The organism is Rothia sp. 27098_8_27 (genome assembly GCF_041432805.1).
In the GTDB taxonomy this organism is placed as follows: Bacteria; Actinomycetota; Actinomycetes; order Actinomycetales; family Micrococcaceae; genus Rothia; species Rothia mucilaginosa.
In genome coordinates, this window is record NZ_JAPWAJ010000005.1 from 145,149 (window position 1) to 168,065 (window position 22,917).

The following is a 22,917-nucleotide window of genomic DNA, read 5'->3' on the forward strand; positions in this document are numbered from 1 at the left end:
AGGGTTCTCCTTAAACGGGTTGAAGAGCGGGTTTAGGGCTTCTTGCCGGAGTAGTAGTTGCCGAGGAACTCGTCACGGTACTCGAAGTAGGTGCCGTCCTTGATGGCTTCGCGGGCGTCGTCCACCATGCGCACGATGAAGCGCTCATTGTGGATGGAGGCGAGGGTCGCCGCCAGACGCTCATCCGCCTTGAAGAGGTGACGCAGGTAGGCGCGGGTGTAGTGGGTGCAGGTGTAGCAGTCGCAGCCCTCGTAGATGGGTGAGAAGTCCGCCTTGAAGCGCGCGTTGGTGATGTTGTAGCGGCCGGTGGGGGAGTAGACGGCTGCGTTGCGTGCCACGCGGGTGGGGGAGACGCAGTCGAAGGTGTCTACACCGTTTTCGATGCCGACGAAGATGTCGTCGGGTTCGGAGATGCCGAGCAGGTGGCGGGGCTTGGATTCGGGTAGCTCTTCGGCGCACCAGCGCACGATGGTGCCGAGGTTTTCCTTCTCGAGAGCGCCGCCGATACCGAAGCCGTCGAAGGGCATGGAACCGAGGTCCTGGCAGGCCTTGCGGCGCAGGTCCTCGTACTGTGCGCCCTGAATCACACCGAACAGCGCCTGGTAGGGCTTGCCCACGCGCTCAGTGGTCAGGCGCTGGTGCTCGGCGATGCAGCGCAGCGCCCACAGGCGGGTGCGTTCGAGCGCCTCCTCCTGGTAGCCGCGGGAGTTGTACAGGGTGGTCAGCTCGTCGAAGGCAAACATGACGTCGGCACCAATCTGGTGCTGAACCTGCATGGACACCTCGGGGGTGAAGCGGTGAATCGAGCCGTCAATGTGCGACTTGAAGTTCACGCCGTCGTCGTCAATGTGGGCGAGGCGTTCCTTGCCCTTCGCCACGTCGTCGTCACCGAGGGGGCGGCCGTCGGCGCCCTTAGCGTCCGCGACGGTACCCATGTCGATCACCTTCTTGAAGCCGGAGCCCAGGCTCATGACCTGGAAACCGCCGGAGTCGGTGAAGGTGGGGCCGTCCCAGTTCATGAACGCACCCAGGCCGCCTGCCGCGTCCAGGATTTCGGGGCCGGGCTGCAGGTACAGGTGGTAGGCGTTGGAGAGCAGAGCCTGAGCGCCGAGCTCCTTCATGGATTCGGGCAGGACCGCCTTGACGGTTGCCTTGGTGCCCACGGGGGTGAAGGCGGGGGTCTGAATCTGTCCGTGCGGGGTGGTGATGACACCGGTGCGTCCGCGGAACTGTCCGCCGTTGGCTTCTACACGTTCAGCACTGGGGGAGGCGGTGTCCGCCAGGCGGCTGGTGATGGTGAAGCCAAAGTCCTCGGTGGGGAAAGAATTATCTAGAACGCTCATTCTTCTCTCGATTGTTTGCTTTCCGTCTGAATGTCTACACCCTAGCCTACCGGAAAACCCCGCCTCTCTTGCCGGAGGCGGGGTTCACGAGAATTTAGCTGAGGGTAGCTAATCTTAGCCGGCGAAGTCGCCGAGCATATCCACGGTCGGCACGAAGAAGAGGGTGCCGGTCACCGCGGTGCTGAAATCCAGCAGGCGGTCGTAGTTGGCGCCATCCACTCCCAAGAACATGTTCTTCAGCATCTTCTGAACGGTCGAGAAGGTGCTGGCGTAGCAGATGAAGTAGGTGCCCAGCTCGTTGTTACCCACGGTGCCGAAGGGCATGTTGTCGCGAATAACCTTGAAGTCGTCACCAATATTGGCGATAGCGGAGTGCGAGTTGGCGGGCTTCTCGTCCTCGCCCATCTCGATGTCGTCGTGCTTGGAGCGGCCAATGACCTTCTCCTGCTCGGAGACGGGCAGGGCGTTCCACGCGGTCATGTCGTGGATGTACTTCTGTACGAACTGGTAGCTACCGCCCCTGTATATGGGGTCGCTGTCACCGATGATGCCGAAGTATTCGCGTGCCGCGGGGGTCTGCGGGTTTTCGGTGCCGTCCACAAAACCGATGATGGAGCGGCCGTCCCAGTAGCGGAAGCCGTGCACCTCATCCAGTACCTCAGCAATATCGCGCAGAGCCGCGGTAATAGCGGACGCCATATCGTAGGCGACGGACGGCTGGGTCGCGCGGATGTGGAAGTGCAAATCGCCGGGAGTGGACACCGCGGTGTGCTTATGGCCCCTAATCTCCTCGAACTCCACGAGCTCCTGCGGCAGCGGCTTGGGCAGATCCAGGGTCAGCCACGCGCTGTGGCTGATACCCAGCACAATGCTGGCGTTCTCGGGCGAGTAGCGGTTCGCGGCGGTGTGGTTGAGGTTAATGACGAGCCCGCAGAGGTTCTGAAAACCCTCAATGAGCGCATCCTGGCTGATGTCTTCCTTGAACTTCCACACCATGAAAATGGTGTTAGCGTTCGGGCTGGCAGTGACCTGTTGTGATTCTGGTGCAAACATAAAACTCACCGTACGCCCGTGTGTACGCCCCTGCAATGAATCTAGCCCTAACCTTCTGCACAGGCCCTAACCTTCTGCACTGAACGGAGAAGATTAGGGCTGGGGGCAAAGAACAGCAGGGTTTTAGAAACTGTGCCTTAGAAACTGTGGGAGGCGAGGTCACGGGCATGCGCCAGACGCGCCGCCGTCTCAAAAATAGTCCACGCCTGCACCTGAGCGGACATCTCCACCGGCGCGCCGGGCTTCACAACTTTGCTCATCGGCTCGGTGAACCGCGGGGAGAACTGCACGAGCGCCTTACCGCGAATCTCATTCGGGTCAATACCGTACTCGTTCATCGGCAGGTTGGGGTCGAACTCGCGGCGGCCCTCCCACAGGGCGCGTGCGGTCGAGTACACCAGAGTCGAGGCGAGCGCTCGCGCCTCGTCACTGAGCAGCGGCGAGGACGCCGCCATACCCAGGTAGCGCACGAGAATGCCGGTGAACAGGCCGCCGTCGCCGTCACCGTGAGAGATGAGGATGCGGCGGCGAGCACCGGAGAGGAACTCCACCTCTTCGGTCATGTGCTTGACGATGCCGACGATGAGGCGCTCGGCGCGTTCTGCGGGGTCCACCTCGCAGTGCACACCGGATGCGGCGAGGCTCAGCAGGGCGCCCAGGGCGGTTCCCTGGTTGTAGGTGAATTCGCTGCGCTCGTACTCGTACTCGTCGCCGCGCACGTTCACGCCGTCAATATAGAGCGAACGTTCTGCATCCCAGAGGGTTTCGTTCATCCAGTCCATGAGCGCGGCGGCAGTTTTCGGGTCGCCTGCACGCGCATACGCCAGAGCGGTCGGCGCGGTTGCCGCAGCATTCACAAAATCACGCTTGGACTTGCGCCAACTCATGCCACCCACCGGGGAGAAACCCTTCGCCAGCTGCTCGAAGAGGGCCGCGCCAGCATCCTGGGCGGCAACATCATTTGCGCCGGTCAGCTCAATGCAGAAGGAGTTCATGCGGCCCACCGCGAGGGTTAGCCACGCCATATCGTCAAAGTAGTCGTTCGCGAAGCGGCCGTAATTACGCACGTTAATGCCGCGCAACAGTGCGCGGGCGCGGTGCAGCTCTTCCTGTGCGGCAGTAATATCGCCTCCGCGCAGGTGACGCTGACCGGCATCAATCACGCAGTCCAGCAGGTGTGCCTGCCACCAGTAGTGCCACGCGTTCAGGCGCTGGATCAGCGGGCGCGGGTCGGGAACCTGTACCGAACCGATGAGGGCGCCGGGAACACCGAGGATGCGGTGCACGAAGGTGTCGGTGACGCTGTCGGCTGCGGCAGCGGCGTGCGAGGAGGTGCGCTGGGCGTACTCGCTTATCGACTCCAGAGACTGCTCGTTGTGGGAAGACGGCTGGGAATTCATGGACCCTCTGTAGTAGCGGTGAAGTATTACGTCTGAATTATCCCACTTTTTGCCCTGCCGCCGCCTGGATGCTGTGGGCGGGCTCTCGGGTGTGATTCCTTTTCGAGAGCCCGCCGAGAACATGCACCGCAGGGAACGGGGTGAACGCCACTCAAAAACCGGTTAGGAGGCGGCAGTCAGCGAACGCCCGCTGTACAGATCCACTTGCTCGCCGGTGATGGGGTGCTCAAAGTGCAGGCTGTACGCCAGTAGTTGCAGTGGGTACTCGGGGCGGTCAGGCGCGTCAGGGAGCACCTTCGGGTAGAGCACATCGCCCAGAATGGGGGAGCTGAGCATATTCAGGTGCGCCCGCAGCTGGTGCGTTTTGCCGGTGTGAGGCGCCAAATCATAGAGCGCCCATTCTCGTTTTTCGTTCAGCATAGGCTCGGCACGCCACCCCTCAACAGCCTGCGCGCTCGGAGTGAAAGTCCGCAGAATCTTCGCGGTCGTCAGCGTATTCGGCTCCACACCCTGCACCGCGCACTCTTGCTCAGAAAGCTGCTGAACCTGCAGCTGATCGCGAATCTTCTGAATATGCGAACGCACCTGCAGCCCCTCCGCACTCAACGCCTGCTCGGCGGCGGCATCGGTGGGAATCGGCGCCACGGCACGGTAGGTCTTCGACACCTGACGGTGCTGAAACATCATCTGGAAGGGGCGGCGCGCCTCCACGGTCTTGGCAAAAAGCAGCACGCCCGCGGTTGGGCGGTCCAGGCGATGAATCGGAATCAGTAGCGGGTTCTGCTCACGCACCCGCAGCTTGGTCAGCGCGGTCTGCGCAATATAGGAACCGCGCGGGGTGGTCGGTAGAAAATGCGGCTTATCAATCGCCAGCACGTGCTCGTCCTCGTAGAGCACCGGCATGTCGGAGGGTAGCTGCGGCTCATCGGCAAGCTCACGGAAGTACCAGATGCGCTCACCCGGCATATACGGGCTACCGCTAGTCAGAATCGTGCCGTCGTCCAGGCGCACCTCACCGGTATTAAAGCGGGCGTGAATAATCTGCGGGTCGTTCGGGTAGAAGCGCGCAATCAGGTAATCCGCAATGGTCGCCGGAGCCGTATTGTTCGGGGTGAGCTCGGCGGGGAGCTCCTCCACGCGCGGCAGGATCAGCTGAATCGGGTCGATACCGTTCTTCTGAGCCAGCGGAGGGGTCAGCAGACGGTGATGCGTGCGGCGCGCCGGTTTCGCCTGATAGGCGGTGCCGGGCTGCGTGTGGGCGGTGTTCTGTGCGGGCATGGCTCTACTCTACCGCCTGCGCGGGGTTGGCTTAGTGGAGGCTCAGGTGAACCAGGCTGAGCCGGGCTGTCTACTGGATGAAGCGGGTGGAAATATTGCCGTGGGTTTGACCGTGGGGTTGTGGAATGCAGTTTTGTCTGACACTCATGAATGTTTGTGTGAATACGTGGAACAGAAAACGAAAACTTCACAAATTTTTGAAATTATTGGACATTTAATTTAAAAAAACTGCATTAATTTTGCAAAAACTATCGATTGAGTGCGGTATTTTCTAAAATGCTGTCAAATCAGAAACTAATAATCCTCAATTTAGCACCCATGGTTTTTCTAAGTATAAAAGATGTAAAGCAATTAAAGACCTGATAACCTGGGCATCCTACGTCATAAACACCTTAATAAAGGCTAGAAACCGCCTTAAAGCGGTACGATTAAGACACAGAAGTTCGAAATATCGAACGAAGGGGTCGAAATGGGACAGAAACAGCGCAAGGATGCAGAGATTAAAGGAATAGCCCCGATGACAGCGATGCAATCGGACAATTCTAAAACACCGGAAAATAAAGCAGGAGAGGTTATGGAACATTCACAAAAGAATGCGGAGCCTCGCACCGGTGCCCTGCGTATGGAGCCGTACGAACGCGAAGAGCAAATTCTGAAAATTGCTGCAGAACATTTCGCTCGCCGCGGCGTGCTCGGCGCCTCCATGAGCGCTATCGCTCGCGATGCTGGCATCACCCGTGCCCTGCTTTACCACTACTTCCCCGGCAAGGATTCCCTGGCAGCCGCCGTCACCCGACGCGAAGCCAAAGCAGTCCTCGAGGCCCTGGGTGAGCATCACGAAAACCCCGAAGAGGCGTTGCGCAATGCACTGCGCACCTACTTCCTCGTCGTAGCCGGTGTCCCCACTCCCGGTGGGGAGGACTTCCCGAACAACCCTACCGACTACCTCGAATGGATGCTTGAACGCACCGGCATGCCGATTAATGACCGCACCCGCGTCATCCTCGGAGGCTGGTTGCAGCTCGTCGACTACTTCGCCCTGCACGTCGTGCAGCTCAACCCCCGCGGTCAGCGCACCGTTCGCTCCCGCGGGCTCGGGCTCGAAGAAGCCATTGACCTGTGCCTGGGTGCCGTGGACACCCTCACCGGCGGCTACTAGCCGCCCCAAGAGATGACAGGTCAACGTAGGACTTCCCGCTCCGATGTTTGGTTATGTGCTCCACGGCAAAGATGACGTGGACATCCGGGCGGTTATTCCTCCGCCACGCCGCTTGCGACGTGGTGGACTCCGGGAACACCACCCGGTTCGTGAGTAGGGAAACATAATGCCCCGTACCCCCTTCCGTGAGGGTGCGGGGCATTATGATGCTCAAGTTGAGGTTGAAGAAAATAGTTTTACTCTGAGGCTAAGCTTGAGGTTCTGCCCAGTCTAAATGGAACGGCGCAGTCTAAATGGAACGGCGCAGCGACAGGCCACGAACCGTCGCATAGAACCCCTGCGCCTGCAGTGCCGCACGCAGCGCCTCCACCGGATGCTCCACAACCTCGCCGCCGGAGGTGCCCAACGTGGATGTACTCACTGTGTGGGTGCCCAAAAGCTCCACATCGTTGACCTTCTCCACCGAAATCTTCTCTGCACCACCGGCGGACACCAGGCGCGCCAGGGCGGGGGCCGCCGCCTCCAGAAGTACCGGGTCGGTGGTGAAAGCCAGCAGGGTCTTCGCGCCACGCTCCACGTACAGCACCGGTGTGCCGTCCACCAGCACCACGCAGGCGCCAGCCTTGCGTGCCGGGCGGTGCTTCACGGTGCCCTCGCCCTCGTGCGCAAAGGAGGGAATCGCGGGCCAGCTCAGCGCCGCACCGTACGGGTTCGCCGGGTCCGTCGCCGCCAACAGGGTCACCGTGAACGTGCCGTACACCCGCTCCGTATCGGTACGCTGCGGGGTGTAGGCGCTCGCACCAAAACCCTGCGGACCTGTGGGAACGCTGAGGCTATCGGCGGTAGAACGCAGCAGGTCCACCGTTGCGGGGGCGGCGAACTGCGCCGCGCCCAAACCTTCAATAAAGTAGCCGCGACGCACCAGCGCACGATCCTCAGCCGCCGAATAAATCCGGTACAGCTGCGAGAATCCGCCGGCAGAATCCTCCACCTGCAGGCACCCGCGAGTCAGCACACCGTAGCGGTCCAGCAGCAGGTCGGCGCGTGCGAGCGCTGTAACCGTCGCCTCCACCGGCTCCTGCAGTAGCGTGTCCACGCGCGAGAAACGGCCGCTATCCTGCGGGGCAACGGTGGGAGCGGCGGCATGGAGCCCGCCGCGCAGGGAGCGCAGACCGCGCCCGACGCTAGCGCCGTATCCGCTAGTCGGTGCCGAATATCCATCAGAACCGTAGCCGCCCGCCAAGCCGTTACCCATGGAGGCGCGCGCCGCCGCAATACGACCCGCACCGCGGCGACCCACCCGCGACAGACGCGCAGGAGCCGCCGGAGTCGGATGCGCACTGCGGACGCCCGCAAGCATCGCCCGAACCGGCGCGAAACTATCGTTCGTCACCGCACCAGCCCACACCAAGCGCCACAGCGCCGCCGAAACCTCCGCCGCATCCGGGAAAGTCACCACCTGACCGGCAGATGCCGCAGCGCTCATCAGCTGCGCCACCCGCTCACGCAGCGCCGGCACGAACAGGCCGCCGTGAGCCAGCGCCTCATAGATGGCGTGCTCCAGCGTGCCCGGAGCTTGCAACGCCTCCCAAAGCTCGGGGTTCTCCGCGCGCAACAGCTGCTCCGGGTAGTCCTCGCCCATGGTCAGCTCACCCAGAGTCAGTGAAGAACTCTCGCTCAAATGCAGGCGAATCCAGCCGTCAGACTTCTGCGCGCTACCGCCGCCCAGCTGACCGGCGCCGGTAAAGAACACCCTGCCGCTTGCCATAAGCTCGTCCAGCATGTGCGGCTGGTAGCCGGGCACGCGCGCCGGAAGAATCAGCGTCTCCAGCGCGGAAGCCGGTACGCGCACACCCGCCAGTTGGTCGATGGCGGTGAGCAGATTCTCCGTGGCGGAGGCGGAATCCTGATCCGCATGTTCTGCGCCGTGCTCAGCCAACGGGTTGGGTGCCGCTGTGCTGAGGGGCGCCACCCTCTCGCCCACCACAGTGGTGGCGCGGCGGGAGGGCATGAACGCACCGTAGGCGCTCGCCTCCGGCAGGGTCTGAGCAACCCGCACGGATAAAGAACGAACGTTCTGCCAGGAAGGTAGGAAAACGCCATAGACCTGTGCCGATACCGGCTCAATCTCCTCACGCAACGCCGCCAGAGAACGGGCACGAATCGTACGCAAAACCTGCGCATCCACCCACTCAACACCGGCAGATCTCAAAGCACGCAGCACCTCGGGCAGGAACTCGCCGGAGCTCAGACGGCGCTGCTGCTGAAGACGCTGCAACACCGGAGTCAGCACGCCCACACCCACCGGGGTCAGGCGCGAAAAATGCTCCGCCGCCTGCTGCGCCGTGAAGGGAATATGGGTGCGCGCATAGCGAGAAACCAGATCCTCCAAAGGCTCCGCGACCGGCTCCAAAAGGGCAGTAGGAAGCGCCGCGGCGGGCATAATGCCCAGCCCATCGCGCAGACGCGCGGCATCCTCAACCACCGCATAGTACAGCTGCGGCTCGGCGGAACCGTCGGCAGCTCCCATGAACGAGAACGCGCGGCGCGAGCGCACCAGCTCTTCCGCCAGGGCACGCGCCTGATCCGTGCTGGCGTGCGCGCCGTACTCTTCGCCGTAGTTTTCAGAGTCCTCGGACTCGCCGAAATCTTGAGAACCGTGTGCCGCAGATTGAGCCCGCGGGTTGTCAGCCTGCAAGCGCAGACTCAACTCCCGCGCGCTCAACGGACCCAGCTGACGCAAAAGATCCGCCACACCCTCCACGCCGCAGGCGCGGTAACGCTCACCCGTGCGCTGCAGACGCTGCTGAGTCTGCACCAGAACTGCCGGATCCAGCAGGTCGCGCAGACCGCTCGAACCCAGCAACTCAGCCAGCAGAGCCGGGTCCAGCGACAGCGCGGCGGCGCGACGTTCGGCGGCGGGCGCATCGCCGTCGTATAGGTGCTCGGCAACGTACTCAAAGAGCAGGGTGCGCGCAAAAGGCGAAGGGTCGTTCGTCTCAACCTCCAGCATGGACACCGCCCGAGACTGCAACGAACGGTGCACTTGAACCAGCGCCGGAACATCGTACACATCCTGCAGACACTCGCGTGCCGTCTCCAAAAGCACCGGAAAATCAGGGTACTTACGCGCCACATCCAACAGCTGCGCCGCACGCTGACGCTGCTGCCACAGCGGGGTGCGCTTACCCGGATCACGGCGCGGCAACAGCAGGGCACGCGCCGCGTTCTCACGGAACCGAGACGCAAAAAGCGCCGAATCGCCCACGCGTTCGGTGACAATCGCCTCCAGCTCGTCCGGGTCGAAAAGGAACAGGTCAGCGCCGGGCGGCACATCATCCATGCCGGGCAGACGCAGAATCAAGCCGTCATCACTCGCCATGACGGAGGCGTCCACCCCGTACCGTTCCTCAATGCGGGCGCGCACCGCCAGCGCCCAGGGTGCGTGCACCCCGTAGCCGAGCGGCGAGTGCAGGACCACGCGCCAATCGCCCAGTTCGTCGCGGTGCCGCTCCACAATCATGCGGGTGTCGGAGGGGACCGCCCCGGTGGATTCGCGCTGCTCACGCAGGTAGGCGAGCAAGTTATCGACCGCCCAGGTGTCCAGTCCGAGCTGTTCGAGCTGCTGGCGGGCGGCGGCGCTATCGGTGGCGTCCAGGCTGGAGAGGGCGCGCGTGAACGCACCCGTCTGCACGCCCAGGGCGTAGGGGCGGCCCATGCGGTCACCGTGCCAGAAAGGCAGGCGCGCGGGCTGACCGGGTGCGGGGGAGACCCGCACCGCGTCGTGCGTAATTTCTTCAATGCGCCAACTGCTCGCGCCGAGGGTGATGACCTCGCCGGCACGGGATTCGTACACCATTTCCTCGTCGAGCTCACCCACACGCTTGGGGCCGCGCTCTTCATCGCCGCTGACCAGGTAGACGGGGAAGAGCCCGCGGTCGGGAATCGTGCCGCCGCTGGTGACGGCGAGGCGCTGCGCACCCGGGCGGCCCTCAATACTGCCGGAGGGGGCTTCCTCGGTGGGGGTGCGATCCCAGATGATGCGCGGGCGCAGTTCTGCGAACTCGTCGGAGGGGTAGCGTCCGGCGAGCATTTCGAGTACGGAGTCGAAGAGCGCGCGCGGCAGCTCGGCGTAGGGTGCACTGCGGCGTAGCGCCTCGTACCAGGAGTCCACGCTGATGGGGCCCAACGCGCAGGCGGCGACGGTCTGCTGCGCGAGTACGTCCAGGGGGTTGGTGGGTGTGGCAAGCGGCTCGAGGGTTCCGCTACGCATGCCGGCGAGGGTGACGGTTGCGCCGAGCAGGTCGCCGCGGTGCTTGGGGTAGAAGAATCCGCGCGAAATTTCGCCCACTCGGTGTCCGGCGCGACCCACGCGCTGCAGTGCGGAGGCGACCGATGGAGGCGCCGCCACCTGGATGACGAGGTCCACGTGACCCATGTCGATGCCCAGCTCCAGGGAGCTGGTGGCGACCACGCAGCGCAGGGTTCCGCCCTTGAGCGCCTCCTCGATGAGGGTGCGCTGTTCCTTGGACACGGAGCCGTGGTGCGCGCGGGCGAGCGGCGGCACCTCGGCGATGTCGCAGATGCCTGCCGCGTAGTCTTCGGGGCTGATGCCCTGCTTTGCGAGCACGCGGCGTAGGTGAATATCGTTGAGTGCCGCGGTGAGCTTTTCTGCTAGTCCGCGCGAGTTAACGAAAACAATTGTAGAACGGTTGTTCTCAATATGGTCGACGATGCGCTCCTGTACGCGCGGCCAGATGGAGGTCTCGGGGCGCTCGCTATCGGGGGTGTCTCGCAGCGCCTTTTCGTGCAGTGCCCCTTCTAGCAATGCCTCTTCTGGGATGGTGAGCGTATTTTTGGGCGCGGTGTTATCGCCCTGTCGCGCCGGGTTTGCTTGCGCGGTTTCTTGCCCGGGGAACACGCCAATGGCATCTTCCAGTGTGTAGGGTGCGCTTGCCGGGATGTCTACGGTACTAGAGATAGGCTGTGCCGCACCCTGCGGCGAGCCGGCAGAAGCGGAGTGTGCAGTCCCGCCGCCTGGCACCTCCGAGGGTGCATATTCTGAGGGCGCGTAGAGCCCCTGCCCGTAGTCGTTGGCGCCTCCGAGTGCCGCCATATCGGGTACGGGCACGCTCAGGCGCAGGTCCCATTCTTTGGCGATCGGACGGCTCATGATGGTCACCGGCTGAATGCCGCCGAGGAACCGGGCGACCGCCTCCGGATTTTCGACGGTTGCGGAGAGCCCAATGCGCTGTGCGGGCTTTTCGAGGAGCGCGTCGAGTCGTTCGAGGGAGACCGCCAGGTGTGCGCCGCGTTTGGTGGCGGCGAGGTTGTGAATCTCGTCCACGATCACCGTGGTGACGCCCGCAAGGGTGTTGCGGGCGGCGCTGGTGAGCATGAGGTAGAGGGATTCGGGGGTGGTGATGAGAATGTCGGGCGGGTTGTTGATGAGTTGGCGGCGTTCGCGTGCGGGGGTGTCGCCGCTGCGCACGCCCACGCTGATGTTCGGTTCGCCCGTGTTGTTTTCGCTCAGGCGCGTGATTCCGGTCAGCGGTGCGCGCAGGTTGCGTTCGACGTCGGCGCCGAGTGCTTTGAGGGGTGAGATGTAGAGGATGCGCGTGCCGCCTGCGGTTCCGGCTTCGTGTTCGCGGTGCAGGGCGTCGAGTGCCCAGAGGAAGGCGGCGAGGGTTTTGCCGGAGCCGGTGGGGGCGATGATGAGGGTGTTGTTGCCGTTGCGGATGCTCTCCCAGGCGCCTTCTTGGGCGGCGGTGGGTGCGCTGAAGGTGGTGCGGAACCAGTCGCGTACGGGGGCGGAGAAGTGGGAGAGTGCGTCGGTCATGTATCTATTATGGCGGGGTTTATGGTGTGCGCCTCTTGAATTGTTGGGGGTTGGGGGAGGAAGATGTGCTTGACAGTGTCTCTACAGAGTATGTAATATTTTACTTGTAAAGTAATAGACTGAGGGAACAACCCAAAGGAGCCTCACCATGACCCGCCTGAACGAAGAACAGCTCATCAGCCTCTTCCACGAGCCGCGCACCGTCTCCTCCTTCACCGAGGAACCCGTCACCGACGAGCAGCTGCGTCGCATCCAGGAACTGACCTACTACGGCCCCACCGCCTTCAATAGCCAGCCTATGCGCATCACCTGGGTCAAGAGCCCCGAGGCACGCGAGCGCCTCGTCGCACACCTGGTAGACGGCAACAAGGCTAAGACCCAGGCGGCACCGGTGACCGCAATCCTCTCCGCAGACGCGAACTGGGTAGAGCACGCCGACACCTTCAACCCCAACGCTGCCGGCTTCATCAAGGGCTTCTACACCACCGAGGAGCTTGCCACCCCCGCCGCTGAGCTGAGCGCTCACCTGCAGGCAGGCTACTTCATCACCGCAATCCGCGCCCTCGGCCTGGACGCTGGCCCCATGACCGGCGCAGACTTCGCCAGCATCAAGAAGGAATTCTTCGCGGATAACGCAGAGATCCCCTTCCTGATCGTCAACATCGGCCACGGCGAGGCTCCCGCATACCCGCGCGGTGCACGCTTCAGTCACGATGAGGTTGCCCGCTCCCTCTAAGAGTGCGCGCCTACGGCATAGCTCAAGCTAAACCCTAGATTTAGGCTTATAGATAGTTCAAGGGCGGTTCCCCATCGTGGGGAACCGCCCTTGAACTATATGTGCACAAGAGGTGCCAGAGTATTCACCTCTGGGTATTCACATCTGCAACGCCGCGTTAGCGAGCACCAAACTGACCCACCGACAGCTGCGGAACAGACGAGGAACACGCGGTCGTATCCAGCGGAACGATCACACCACCGGAACCGGAGGGAAGACCCACCAAGAAGCCCTGAACCGGGCGGCTACCGCAATCGTCACCGAAGCGTGCCGGGTATACCGAACGTAGTACCGCGGTGGTGCTATCGCCGGGGTTGAGGGTCACGCCCGCAGAATTCATGTACTCATCGGAGGTGGACGCCTCACGACCAACCCAGGTTCCCGAAGGACCCGCGTGGACCACGCGCGGGTAGCCGCGCAGGGTGCAGGGGGTGTTCGAGGAGTTCTGGAAGTACAGGGTGTAGTTTCGGGCGCCGGGGGAGCCTTCTCCAATAGCAACCGAAACGTTCAGGTCGTCCAGATCGCACTGGCCGGGGCCTTCAGTGGTGTTGTTGGAGGAGCTAGAGGACTTCTCCGAAGAGCCCGAGGAATTCGAGGAGTTGGACGAATTCGACGAGTTTGAAGAACCCGAAGAGTTCGAAGAGTTGCCCGAAGAGCGAGAACCCGACTGGGAAGACGAATCTGAGCTCTTCTGGGAATCCTGCTGAGAATCTGCAGAGTCGTCTGACTTGTTCTGCTCGGAACCCTCGTGGGAGGACTTAGAAGAATGAGAGTCAGAGTTCTGCTTCGACTCGTGAGTCTCGGTGTGGGAAGAAGACTCGGAGTGCTCAGAGGAAGAGCCGCGGTTCTCCGCCTCGGGGGAGTTCACCACGGTAATGGAGCCCGGGGTTACCGAAGGGGTAGCCCCGTCAGAGGCTACTCGAATCGTGCCGGGCTTGACCGAAGCCGAAGCACTCGGCTGCGCCGAGGTACCTTCAGCTTCCTGACCGGCCTGGGACGCGCCGCATCCACTGAGCGCGAGCACGCAGCAGAGGAGGGTGGTTGATGCGAGTACCTGAGCCGATTTAAACATGATTACATCGCCGCCTGCATTTGGATTTCTGCTCCGTCCATACCGGGGGCGTACTCGACCTGGCAGCACAGGCGGGAGTACTCGTTGGCGACGTCATCGACCATGTCGAGCAGGTCCTGCTCAGCTTCGGTGCGCTCACCGGAAGCTTCGAAGTGCTCGGGGTCGATGAAGCCGTGGCAGGTAGCGCAGGATGCGTTACCACCGCAGGTTGCGAGGACCGGCACACCGTTAGCCTGGAGGGTTTCCAGGAGGGTGTGGTGGTCTTCCCACTGAATGTCGTAGTTTACGCCTGCTTCGTCAGTGACCTTAATCGTTACGCCCATGCGTTCTCCTTCTTCTGTAGTGATGCGTTTCTATTGTAGAGGTAGGGGCTGTTATTCACCGTACTTTGTGGTGCATACCCAACCCTACCGTCACGCATATCACGGGAACGCATATTAATTTTTATGCTGAATAGCATGTCTGTATTGCCCCCAGTCTACCGCGTATTGCCCTGACAATGCGGGATATCAGCGCCAACGAATACTGCCCACAGATGCAAAGACATGCTGGGGGCAGTATAAAGAACCGGCACGCAGGCGCGCTTTTACGGTGACGAAGACCTACTCTGATTCCTTCTCCGCAGCCTTCTCGGCGTCCTGCTTTTCTGCGCTGTGGTTATCGGAATTCTGGACTCTTCCTCCGGGGCCGCGCACAATACCGCGTACGCTATCGCGCGGATCGGCGTAGCGCAGGTCGATACCGAAGGTATTGCGGATCTGGCGTGCCGAGTTCAGGTGCCAGCGCTGCGAATCTGAGGGGGTCACGGAGGTGACCGCCTTCTGACCCGGAGCCAGCTTCTCGTGGCGGATATCGTAGTGCTTACCGCCCATAGTGATGGTGAAGCCGTGCTCCTGCAGCAACTGCACGAACGCATCCACATCGTGCGGGATCTTGCGGCCGCGCTGCCTCTTCGTACCGCTCATCCTCGGCTGCGATTCGAAGGGGTTGCGGTTGGGTGCGGTGCCGCGACTAATACGAATTACCTGCTGATCGGAGTGCGAGAACTCCACCTGGTAGCCGTTGAGCGAGTACACGGTGCGGCTGCTGCCGGGAATTGGGCGGCGGTCCTCGGCCTCATCTAGGATGCGGGCAATGTACTCGCCGGTCAGGCCGAGTGCCTTCAGCTGTGCCTGAGCCTCGGGGGAGAGCTGGTAGCCTCCGGCGAGAGCCTGCAGCGGGCGTAGCGCCAGCACTTCGGCGGTCAGGGGGTTGAGCACCACCTGGTAGCCTTCCTCTTCATGCGTGTAGAGGGTGACTTTGCGGCCGTAACGGTTCTCCTGCGCGCTTTCTTGAACCACCGTGCTGACAGGGGATTCGATGATGTCCAGCAGCAGCTCGTAGGTGAGTCCGTGGCGCATCATGTAATCCATGACGCCGGGGAGTACACCGTAGATGCGGCGGCGAGGCGGCACGTCACCGTAGAATTCCTTCTCGATGCGCGCGGCAATACGCTGGTTCTCCAGCGGCACCTCGGTCAGCGGGATGAGGCGCTGGTTGGAGGGACGAATCTTGGCGCGTGCGGCGGCAGGCTTGGGCGCCTGACGGTATGCGTCCACGAGTGCCTGCTGCTGCTCCATGAATTCCTGGGCAATGAGCGGTAGGAGGGTGAAGTAGAGCTCTGCCGCTTCGGGCTTGAGCGCGCCGTTCTCATCGAGTAGGGACGCGCCGTCCTGGGAAAGCAAATCCCACGGCTTATCGCTTGCACTGTTCTCTTCGGAACCCTGATTGTCCCGGTAGCTATAGGCGGCGAGGGAGGCAAGCTCCTGCAGGCGAACGTACACCTCAAGAGGAACGGTGATCTGCTTAGCGGACATTATTTTTCCTCCTCGGTGGTGTTTTCTGCCCGAGCTGCTTTATCTTCTGCCTGTTTCGCCAGGGTGTTGCTGAGCTCCTCGAGCTGCACCTTGCGCAGGTTCTCCGCGTGCAGAACATGGAAATCCGGGGTTTTCGCCAGGGCAAGAACGGTCCGCTCGTCGGGCGAAACCGCGATCTCCAGACCCTGTGCCGCGTAGATACGGGTCCAGCCTTCAGCCATGCGCACGCTCTCGGGGCTGCTCAGAGCATTAAGCATCAGGTCGAAGACGAACGGTGGGTTCTTCTTCAGGAAGGTGCGGGCGCGCTCGCTGAATTCGAGTTCCAGGGCGTTGAGCGAGGTGTATTCGCCGTGCGCCAGGGATGCCTGTACCGCTTCGTTGTAGTCGGCGTCGTATTCGTCAATGACGGTAATAATTTCTGCGGAGGCAGTGTTTACGTCCACTCGGTAGTCGTCGTGCGTGAAGCGAATGGTCCAGTCGTTGATACGTTCCGCTTCGCCGTCGCGCAGGATGGTGCGCACGAGCTCTTCGCTAATGTTTTCGCGTTCGAGGCGGGCGCGCAGGCTCGGGCGCAGTCGGTAGCTGCGTTCGCGGTCCTCGGCGGTAATGGCGTGAGGTGCGGCGGCTACCGGTTCTACTGCCGGAGTGCTCGGGGCGGGTGCGGCAGGCATCGGTGCACCCGGTTTCGGTGCAGCGGGCTTCGGCGCGCTCTGCTTGGGAGCTGCGGGTGCGCCCGGTAGGGACTGGCTGAGTACGGGCAACTCTTCAACAGGTGCCTGCTCGCTAGATACTGCCGTATGGGTAGCTTCTGCGGCTTCGGCAGCCTGTTGGCGGGTACGCAGACCCTCCAGGTACTCTTCGATGCGCGGCGGCCGGTAGGTTAGCGTGGACTTGCGGAACATACCGGGGGAGGGAGCACCGGGAGTCGGTGCCGCAGGCTTCGGCGCAGCGGGCTTGGGCGCTACAGGTTTCGGTGCAGCGGGCTCGGGTGCCGCAGGGGTAACCGTGGCGGGGGTCGGTGCAGGAACAGTCTTTTCTGTAGTCGCCTCTGCGGGTGCCTCCACGGGCGCTTTTTCCGGCACGCTGGGAGCCGGAGTAGGAGCCGGGGCGGGTGCCTGTGCCGCGCGGGCAGCAAAGAGCGCGGGGGAGGGCGCGGGCTTCGGGGCTGCAGGCTTCGGGGCAACAGGCTTGGGCGTACCAGAAGCGCTCACTTCAGGGCCCTCAACTACTGCAGGTTCGGCGGGGCTAGTTTCAACCTCAGCCGTAGGCTCTACAGTATTTTCAGCTGACTGCTCTTGCAGCTCGCCCTGTTCCTCATCAACAGGCTCTTCCTCACCGCGACGCAGGGCTGCAACGAGTTCCTGACGTGAGGTATAAGGGATGATTTCCTCGGGTGAGTCGATATATCGGGGGAAATTCTCGTAGAGAATCTTTGCCGCGGCCTCAAAGAGCTTCTCCGCGGTGGTGCTGGCGGCGGGTGCGCAGGGGCAGAGGATCTCCTGGCGCTGCGCGTCGTAGAGGGACCAGTGGGCGCATCGTTCGGTGGGCGGGAAGTAGTCGAGTGTTCCCAGATCGGCTATATCGATGAGTGCACCTATCAGGGACTGCGGAATGGATAGCTGTGCCATAGTGCTCCTTCGCGTTGTCTGCTCTCCAGCCTATGTGTGGAGGGTCCTCTTTCCATCCTAGGCGTTTTTTGGCGGGTGTGCCCCGGAGCACGTCATCTGGGAGCGTAAATCTGTGGATTCACAGGTTGAGGCGCACTTTTGGTGCAGTTTTTGGGTGCGGATGCGGCAGCGGCTGGTGGAGCATCATTGCTGCACCTCTATATAGGTATCTCTATGTGCTGCGGTTTCTGCTCGCCGCGCCGTCTGCCGTGAATGTGGTGCCTTGTGCTGTACCCGGCGCTTTCGGTGGGGCACTTTTTGAGCGCATTTCTGGGGATACAAAAAATCCCCGGTTCCGAAGAACCGGGGATCGTTGGTGCGCCCGAAGGGATTCGAACCCCCAACCTTCTGATCCGTAGTCAGATGCTCTATCCGTTGAGCTACAGGCGCATGTTCCTCGCTTCGGATTTCTTCAACCCGTCGCGGCAACAGGTACTACTATACGGATGTCCTTGGATGTGTGCAAGCCGAAAAACTTGAAATTTACCCAAAATCCCCTCCGTGGGGATCGAAAGCACCCCGTTTTACCGCATGATTCCGGGGTTTTTGTGCTCGCAAAATTTTTTCAAAATATTTTCTCGGCACCCTAAAACCGGCGCTGCAGGTCCCTGAAATCCCCCGGAGGATCCCGCCGTAAGCCCTAAAAGTTCTTTACAGAAATCCTCTCGTACTCTAAGAATGTGATGCGCAGAACGTAAGAAATGGCGTCATAGAAAGCTCTATAGACCATTAATGCGTTATTCTGTAAGCATCACGAGGAAGTGGAGACTGTCCAAGCGTGCATATTTGCCATTATTTGCACGCTTGTAGTGTTTAACTGCTTCTTTGTTACCGCAGACCTAACCGGATCAACGTAGTATCCGGGCCACCGATTGAAGGGGAAAACGTCAATGGCTGACACCTCAACTCGTACTCTCTCTGCTGAGCTCGAAAAGGAGCTGCAGAGCGCACCCACTACCCACCAGGGCCTTCTGGACTGGGTTCGCGAAGTTGCGGCCCTGACCCAGCCCGCACACATCTACTGGGTCGATGGCACCCAGGAAGAATACGACCGCCTCGCTCAGGAACTGGTCGACGCTGGCACCTTTGTTCGCCTCAGCGATCACGAATTCCCGAACTCTTACGCAGCTTTCTCCGATCCTGACGACGTGGCACGTGTCGAGGAGCGCACCTTCATCTGCTCCGAGACCGAAGAAGGCGCAGGCCCGACCAACAACTGGCGCGACCCCGTCGAAATGAAGCAGACCCTGACCGGCCTGTTCGAGGGCTCCATGCGCGGCCGTACCATGTACGTCATTCCCTTCGTCATGGGCTCCCTGAAGGCTAAGAACCCCAAGATTGCTGTTGAGCTCAGCGACTCCGCATACGTTGTCTGCTCCATGCGCATCATGGCAACCATCGGTAAGGACGTTCTTGCCAAGCTGAACGAGACCAACGGCTTCTTCGTCAAGGCTCTGCACAGTGTTGGTGCACCCCTGGAGCCCGGTCAGGAAGATGTTCCCTGGCCCTGCAACCCCGAGAAGTACATCGTCCAGTTCCCCGAGACCCGCGAAATCTGGTCCTTCGGCTCCGGCTACGGCGGTAACGCTCTGCTCGGTAAGAAGTGCTACGCGCTGCGTATCGCATCCGTTATCGGTCGCGACGAGGGCTGGATGGCAGAGCACATGCTCATCCTGAAGGTCACCAACCCCGAGGGCAAGGTTCGCTACATCTCCGCAGCGTTCCCTTCCGCATGTGGCAAGACCAACTTCGCAATGATGGAGCCCACCATCGACGGCTGGAAGGCTGAGATGGTCGGCGACGACATCGCATGGATCGAGTTCGACGAGAACCACCAGGCACGCGTGGTCAACCCCGAGGCTGGCCTGTTCGGCGTGGCACCGGGCACCGGTTACTCCACCAACCCGAACGCTATGAAGGCTATCGCCAAGGGCAACACCATCTTCACCAACGTTGCACTGACCGACGACGGCTCCGTCTGGTGGGAGGGCAAGACCGACGAGGCTCCCGCACACCTGACCGACTGGACCGGTAAGGACTGGACCCCCGAGTCCGGCCGCCCGGCAGCTCACCCGAACTCCCGCTTCTGCACCCCCGCATCCCAGGTCGACATGCTCGCTCCCGAGTACTACGACCCCGAGGGTGTGCCGCTGAGCGCTATCGTTCTGGGTGGTCGCCGTAAGACCACCATCCCGCTGGTTTCTGAGTCTGAGAGCTGGGAGCAGGGCGTGTTCCGCGCTGTCACTCTGTCCTCTGAGACCACTGCGGCTGCTAAGGGCGCTGTCGGTGTGATTCGCCGCGACCCGATGGCAATGCTGCCCTTCATCGGCTACAACGCTGGTGATTACTTCAAGCACTGGCTGGACCTGGGCAAGAAGCACGGCGCTGAGAATATGCCGAAGGTCTACTACGTCAACTGGTTCCGCCGTACCCCCGACGGTGGCTTCGCATGGCCCGGCTTCGGCGAGAACTCTCGCGTTGTGAAGTGGATCTGCGACCGCCTCGACGGCAAGGCTGGCGGCCAGGAGACCTTCCTGGGCACCGTTCCCACCAAGGAAGACCTGGACCTGACCGGTCTGGAAATCTCCGAGGAAGAACTGAAGGCTGCTCTGGCTGTCTCGAAGGAAGAATGGGTTGCTGAGCTGCCCAGCATCGACGAGTGGCTCGAGAAGTTCGGCGACAAGCTGCCTGCTGAGGTTCGCGAACAGCGCGACGCTCTGGCAAAGGCTCTGGAGGGCTAAGACATTCCAGCTAATACCTAAGGTTTAGCGCATTGAAGGAGCGGAATCTCCCGATGAGATTCCGCTCCTTCCTTCTGCTTGGGGAAAATTTGAATCCCCGTCAGCTGGGGGGAATGATAAGTTTTCTCGCAAAGGTGTGAATGTAAGGCTATGCAGTCCACTTGCTCTTGAGAAATACTTTAAATCCCCGCCGGGGTGGTTGGGGCACAGAAGCAGCTGGTTATAATTTCTTGCCTCTCTTATCACCCCTATACAATTCCAATGTAAGATTTTTGAATGCACATGGCTTTCACGAGCTGCGCATATCCGCTGCTACATGTACTGATATGTGGTGGCACGAGAGATTAGAAGGAGTATCCATGCGTTTGACAGCATTCTCGGATGTCTCGCTCCGCGTTCTGATGCTCCTGTCTGCTCTGGAGCCCGGTCAGAAGCTTTCCACCCAGAAGATCGCTGAAGGTGTGGACACCCCCTACAACCACGTGGCGAAGGCTGTAGCTTTCCTCGTGAACATGGGTTACCTGGACTCGACTCGCGGTCGCGCCGGTGGCGTCATGCTTTCCGACGCTGGTCGTTCTGCGACCGTCGGCACTGTTCTTCGCGCTACTGAGGGCGATATCCCCATGATTGAGTGTGAGGATGAGAACGGACACTGCCCCCTCGATAAGTTCTGCCGCCTGCGCAACGTGCTGGCGAAGGCTCGTGAGGCGTTCTATGCTTCGGTGGACTCGGTTGTGATTAGCGAGCTGACTGCCGGTGCACGTCCCGTTGGCCCGGTATTTGTGGAGCTGGGCTTCGCGCCTCCGGAGAATGCGCTGCCTGTGCGCTAAGCCTGCACGCTAAAGGAATACGTGGTACCTATGGAGCTTTCCGGTGGGAGGCTCCATAGAGCTTTTAACACGAAGTTTAGGGTGTTTCTGCGGTTGATGCGGGGGCTGCTGGGCGGTTCGCGCGGGGGTCTCTGGGCTTTCTTGCAGGGTTTTCGAGGGGAGTGGGGAGTATTTTGCCGCTGATTGCGTGACTGCTGGAACCTGCGTGAGTCCTAAATTTGTGCAGTAAATGCAGAATATTGCAAATTTGCTTTTCAAATGCAGAAAATGTGACCATATTCATTTTTGCACCACACTGCATACTTTCCATAGTAAATATATTTTCATTCCAGAATTTTTATGCAGACTTCGGGGCTAGTCACCCGGCGAACTCAAAAACAGCGCTGAAAATATATAGTGTGACGCGGGGCTCTCTCTTTGAGTCAAGCTGAACCATAAGTCTCGCCTAGACCCCTCAACACCTCTCAGGGAGTGACCTGCACTCAGCGCAAACACCCCGCAAAATGCTACGGTAAGGGTGCTTTATAAACACTCCGTCACCAACTGAGCTGTCCGAGTGAATGCCCCAGCATCACACATATCAAGGGCATCATCACAACGACCAGGTGACCACACAGGAAGAAGGCAAGACATGCTCTCCGAGAAGTCCCGCCCCATTATTGAGGCAACGCTGCCCATCATTGCTGAGCGCATCAACGACATCACCCCCGACTTCTACCGTCGAATGTTCGCCGCCCGCCCCGACCTGATGGACGGCATGTTCTCCCGCTCCTCCCAGCTCGAAGGCACCCAGCCCAAGGCACTGGCAGGCTCCATCGCTGTGTTCGCTTCCTACATCGTCCAGAACCCGGACTCCTACCCCGACGAGGTCCTCTCCCGCGTTGCACACAAGCACGCATCCCTGGGCCTGAAGGAAGAAGAGTACCCCACCGTCTACAAGTACCTCTTCGAGGCGATCGCCGCTAACCTGGGCGACCTGGCTACCCCCGAAATCGTTGAGGCATGGACCGAGGTCTACTGGCTCATGGGCAACGCCCTCATCAAGCTGGAGAAGGGCCTGTACGCTTCCCAGGCAAACGACGTCATGTTCGCGCCCTTCAAGCTCGTTGACCGTAAGGAGACCGGCGAGGACGTCGTCGTGCTGACCTTCGAGCCCGCCGACGAGACTCCCATGACCGAGTCTAAGGGCGGCCAGTACATCTCCATCGTTGTTCCCGCACGCGACGGTCTGCGCCAGGCACGCCAGTACACCCTGCTGCCCAGCGAAAAGAACCAGCGCCGCATCGGTGTGAAGCTCGACCCCAACGGCGAGATGACCTCCATCCTGCACGAGCTGGAAGTCGGCGCAGTCGTCGAGATTTCCAACCCCTACGGTGACCTGACCCTGGAAGGCTTCGGCGACCCCGAGGCACCGCTGTACCTCTTCTCCGCAGGTATCGGCACCACCCCCATGCTCAGCTTCCTCTCCGAGCTGGTTGAGAAGGGCTCCGAGCGCCCCGTGACCGTGGTCCACGCAGACCGCCGCCTGGACACCTGGCCCCTGCGCGAAGAGCTCGCCGAGCTCGTCGGCAAGCTGCCCAACGCACGCCTCGTATCCTTCATCGAGGGCGAGGGCGGCGACTTCACCGGCCGTGTCGACGTCTCCAAGCTGGACGTTCCCACCAACGCTAACGTCTACCTCTGCGGCCCGCTGCCCTTCATGCAGGGCGTACGCTCCGCACTGGTGGAGGCAGGCGTTCCCGGCAAGAACATCAACTACGAAATCTTCGGCCCCGACCAGTGGATGCTCCACGACCAGGCTCGCGAAGCGTAAAAACCCCGTAAGCCGGCTCGTCCGCTAGGTTCCTTAAACCCGGCTAGGTTCTCCTCTTAGACAGAAGAACCTAGCCGGGTTTTTAGAACTC

General features: G+C 61.3%; 15 protein-coding genes and 1 tRNA gene. 6 read left to right on the top strand and 10 right to left on the bottom strand.

All coding sequences use genetic code 11. The features are described 5' to 3' along the window. Positions 1-32: 32 nt before the first annotated feature. From tgt to O3675_RS07055, 4 genes are all read right to left on the bottom strand, one after another. On the bottom strand, positions 33-1,343 hold the full coding sequence (gene tgt, locus O3675_RS07040) for a tRNA guanosine(34) transglycosylase Tgt (protein ID WP_070541876.1): 1,311 nt from the start codon (positions 1,341-1,343) through the stop codon (positions 33-35). A 114-nt stretch (positions 1,344-1,457) separates the two neighbouring features. Further along, positions 1,458-2,396 (bottom strand): Dyp-type peroxidase, encoded by a 939-nt coding sequence (locus O3675_RS07045; protein WP_371571732.1) that lies wholly within the window; start codon positions 2,394-2,396, stop codon positions 1,458-1,460. A 137-nt stretch (positions 2,397-2,533) separates the two neighbouring features. Further along, positions 2,534-3,796 carry a glycoside hydrolase family 76 protein gene (locus tag O3675_RS07050; RefSeq protein ID WP_371571734.1) on the bottom strand — a complete coding sequence of 421 codons (1,263 nt, stop codon included), beginning with the start codon at positions 3,794-3,796 and terminating at the stop codon, positions 2,534-2,536. A 162-nt stretch (positions 3,797-3,958) separates the two neighbouring features. Next, positions 3,959-5,074, bottom strand: a complete 1,116-nt coding sequence (locus tag O3675_RS07055; protein WP_371571735.1) for a pseudouridine synthase — start codon at positions 5,072-5,074, stop codon at positions 3,959-3,961. A gap of 46 nt (positions 5,075-5,120) precedes the next feature. On the opposite strand from O3675_RS07055, the gene O3675_RS07060 reads away from it, so the two are divergent. Together O3675_RS07060 and O3675_RS07065 are read left to right on the top strand one after the other, a co-directional pair. Further along, positions 5,121-5,297, top strand: coding sequence for a hypothetical protein (locus O3675_RS07060; RefSeq protein WP_371571736.1), 177 nt, complete (start codon positions 5,121-5,123; stop codon positions 5,295-5,297). Positions 5,298-5,648: 351 nt separating this feature from the next. Further along, a complete protein-coding gene (locus tag O3675_RS07065; RefSeq protein ID WP_371571738.1) occupies positions 5,649-6,233 on the top strand; it encodes a TetR/AcrR family transcriptional regulator in 585 nt (194 codons plus the stop codon). A gap of 289 nt (positions 6,234-6,522) precedes the next feature. On the opposite strand, the gene O3675_RS07070 is transcribed toward O3675_RS07065, so the two are convergent. Beyond that, on the bottom strand, positions 6,523-12,072 hold the full coding sequence (locus tag O3675_RS07070) for a DEAD/DEAH box helicase (RefSeq protein ID WP_371571740.1): 5,550 nt from the start codon (positions 12,070-12,072) through the stop codon (positions 6,523-6,525). Between the two features lie 148 nt (positions 12,073-12,220). On the opposite strand from O3675_RS07070, the gene O3675_RS07075 reads away from it, so the two are divergent. After that, positions 12,221-12,808 carry a malonic semialdehyde reductase gene (locus O3675_RS07075; protein ID WP_371571742.1) on the top strand — a complete coding sequence of 196 codons (588 nt, stop codon included), beginning with the start codon at positions 12,221-12,223 and terminating at the stop codon, positions 12,806-12,808. Between the two features lie 157 nt (positions 12,809-12,965). Here O3675_RS07075 and O3675_RS07080 read toward each other — a convergent pair whose 3' ends face one another. From O3675_RS07080 to O3675_RS07100, 5 genes are all read right to left on the bottom strand, one after another. Continuing rightward, a complete protein-coding gene (locus O3675_RS07080) occupies positions 12,966-13,919 on the bottom strand; it encodes a DUF4232 domain-containing protein (RefSeq protein WP_371571745.1) in 954 nt (317 codons plus the stop codon). Positions 13,920-13,921: 2 nt separating this feature from the next. Continuing rightward, on the bottom strand, positions 13,922-14,242 hold the full coding sequence (locus O3675_RS07085; protein WP_005509285.1) for a 2Fe-2S iron-sulfur cluster-binding protein: 321 nt from the start codon (positions 14,240-14,242) through the stop codon (positions 13,922-13,924). Between the two features lie 279 nt (positions 14,243-14,521). Further along, positions 14,522-15,775: a cell wall biosynthesis glycosyltransferase gene (locus O3675_RS07090; RefSeq protein ID WP_371571747.1), complete on the bottom strand. Its 1,254-nt coding sequence runs from the start codon at positions 15,773-15,775 to the stop codon at positions 14,522-14,524. Continuing rightward, on the bottom strand, positions 15,775-17,403 hold the full coding sequence (locus O3675_RS07095) for a DNA repair protein (RefSeq protein ID WP_371571749.1): 1,629 nt from the start codon (positions 17,401-17,403) through the stop codon (positions 15,775-15,777). Before O3675_RS07095 ends, O3675_RS07090 begins: the two co-directional genes overlap by 1 nt. A gap of 353 nt (positions 17,404-17,756) precedes the next feature. Further along, positions 17,757-17,832 (bottom strand) — tRNA-Arg (locus O3675_RS07100). A 500-nt stretch (positions 17,833-18,332) separates the two neighbouring features. Between O3675_RS07100 and O3675_RS07105 the strand changes: the two genes are divergently transcribed. From O3675_RS07105 to O3675_RS07115, 3 genes are all read left to right on the top strand, one after another. Continuing rightward, complete coding sequence (locus tag O3675_RS07105) at positions 18,333-20,183, top strand: phosphoenolpyruvate carboxykinase (GTP) (protein ID WP_371571751.1); 1,851 nt, start codon at positions 18,333-18,335, stop codon at positions 20,181-20,183. Between the two features lie 359 nt (positions 20,184-20,542). After that, a complete protein-coding gene (locus tag O3675_RS07110; RefSeq protein ID WP_311450002.1) occupies positions 20,543-21,013 on the top strand; it encodes an Rrf2 family transcriptional regulator in 471 nt (156 codons plus the stop codon). A gap of 631 nt (positions 21,014-21,644) precedes the next feature. Then, entirely contained in the window at positions 21,645-22,826 is a 1,182-nt protein-coding gene (locus O3675_RS07115) for an FAD-binding oxidoreductase (RefSeq protein WP_371571753.1), read from the top strand. The last annotated feature ends 91 nt before the right edge of the window (positions 22,827-22,917 follow it).

Bases quoted from the DNA above. Each gene is read 5' to 3' on its own strand.
- tgt (WP_070541876.1), bottom strand. From the start codon at position 1,343: ATGAGCGTTCTAGATAATTCTTTCCCCACCGAGGACTTTGGCTTCACC.
- O3675_RS07045 (WP_371571732.1), bottom strand. From the start codon at position 2,396: ATGTTTGCACCAGAATCACAACAGGTCACTGCCAGCCCGAACGCTAAC.
- O3675_RS07050 (WP_371571734.1), bottom strand. From the start codon at position 3,796: ATGAATTCCCAGCCGTCTTCCCACAACGAGCAGTCTCTGGAGTCGATA.
- O3675_RS07055 (WP_371571735.1), bottom strand. From the start codon at position 5,074: ATGCCCGCACAGAACACCGCCCACACGCAGCCCGGCACCGCCTATCAG.
- O3675_RS07065 (WP_371571738.1), top strand. From the start codon at position 5,649: ATGGAACATTCACAAAAGAATGCGGAGCCTCGCACCGGTGCCCTGCGT.
- O3675_RS07070 (WP_371571740.1), bottom strand. From the start codon at position 12,072: ATGACCGACGCACTCTCCCACTTCTCCGCCCCCGTACGCGACTGGTTC.
- O3675_RS07075 (WP_371571742.1), top strand. From the start codon at position 12,221: ATGACCCGCCTGAACGAAGAACAGCTCATCAGCCTCTTCCACGAGCCG.
- O3675_RS07080 (WP_371571745.1), bottom strand. From the start codon at position 13,919: ATGTTTAAATCGGCTCAGGTACTCGCATCAACCACCCTCCTCTGCTGC.
- O3675_RS07085 (WP_005509285.1), bottom strand. From the start codon at position 14,242: ATGGGCGTAACGATTAAGGTCACTGACGAAGCAGGCGTAAACTACGAC.
- O3675_RS07090 (WP_371571747.1), bottom strand. From the start codon at position 15,775: ATGTCCGCTAAGCAGATCACCGTTCCTCTTGAGGTGTACGTTCGCCTG.
- O3675_RS07095 (WP_371571749.1), bottom strand. From the start codon at position 17,403: ATGGCACAGCTATCCATTCCGCAGTCCCTGATAGGTGCACTCATCGAT.
- O3675_RS07105 (WP_371571751.1), top strand. From the start codon at position 18,333: ATGGCTGACACCTCAACTCGTACTCTCTCTGCTGAGCTCGAAAAGGAG.
- O3675_RS07110 (WP_311450002.1), top strand. From the start codon at position 20,543: ATGCGTTTGACAGCATTCTCGGATGTCTCGCTCCGCGTTCTGATGCTC.
- O3675_RS07115 (WP_371571753.1), top strand. From the start codon at position 21,645: ATGCTCTCCGAGAAGTCCCGCCCCATTATTGAGGCAACGCTGCCCATC.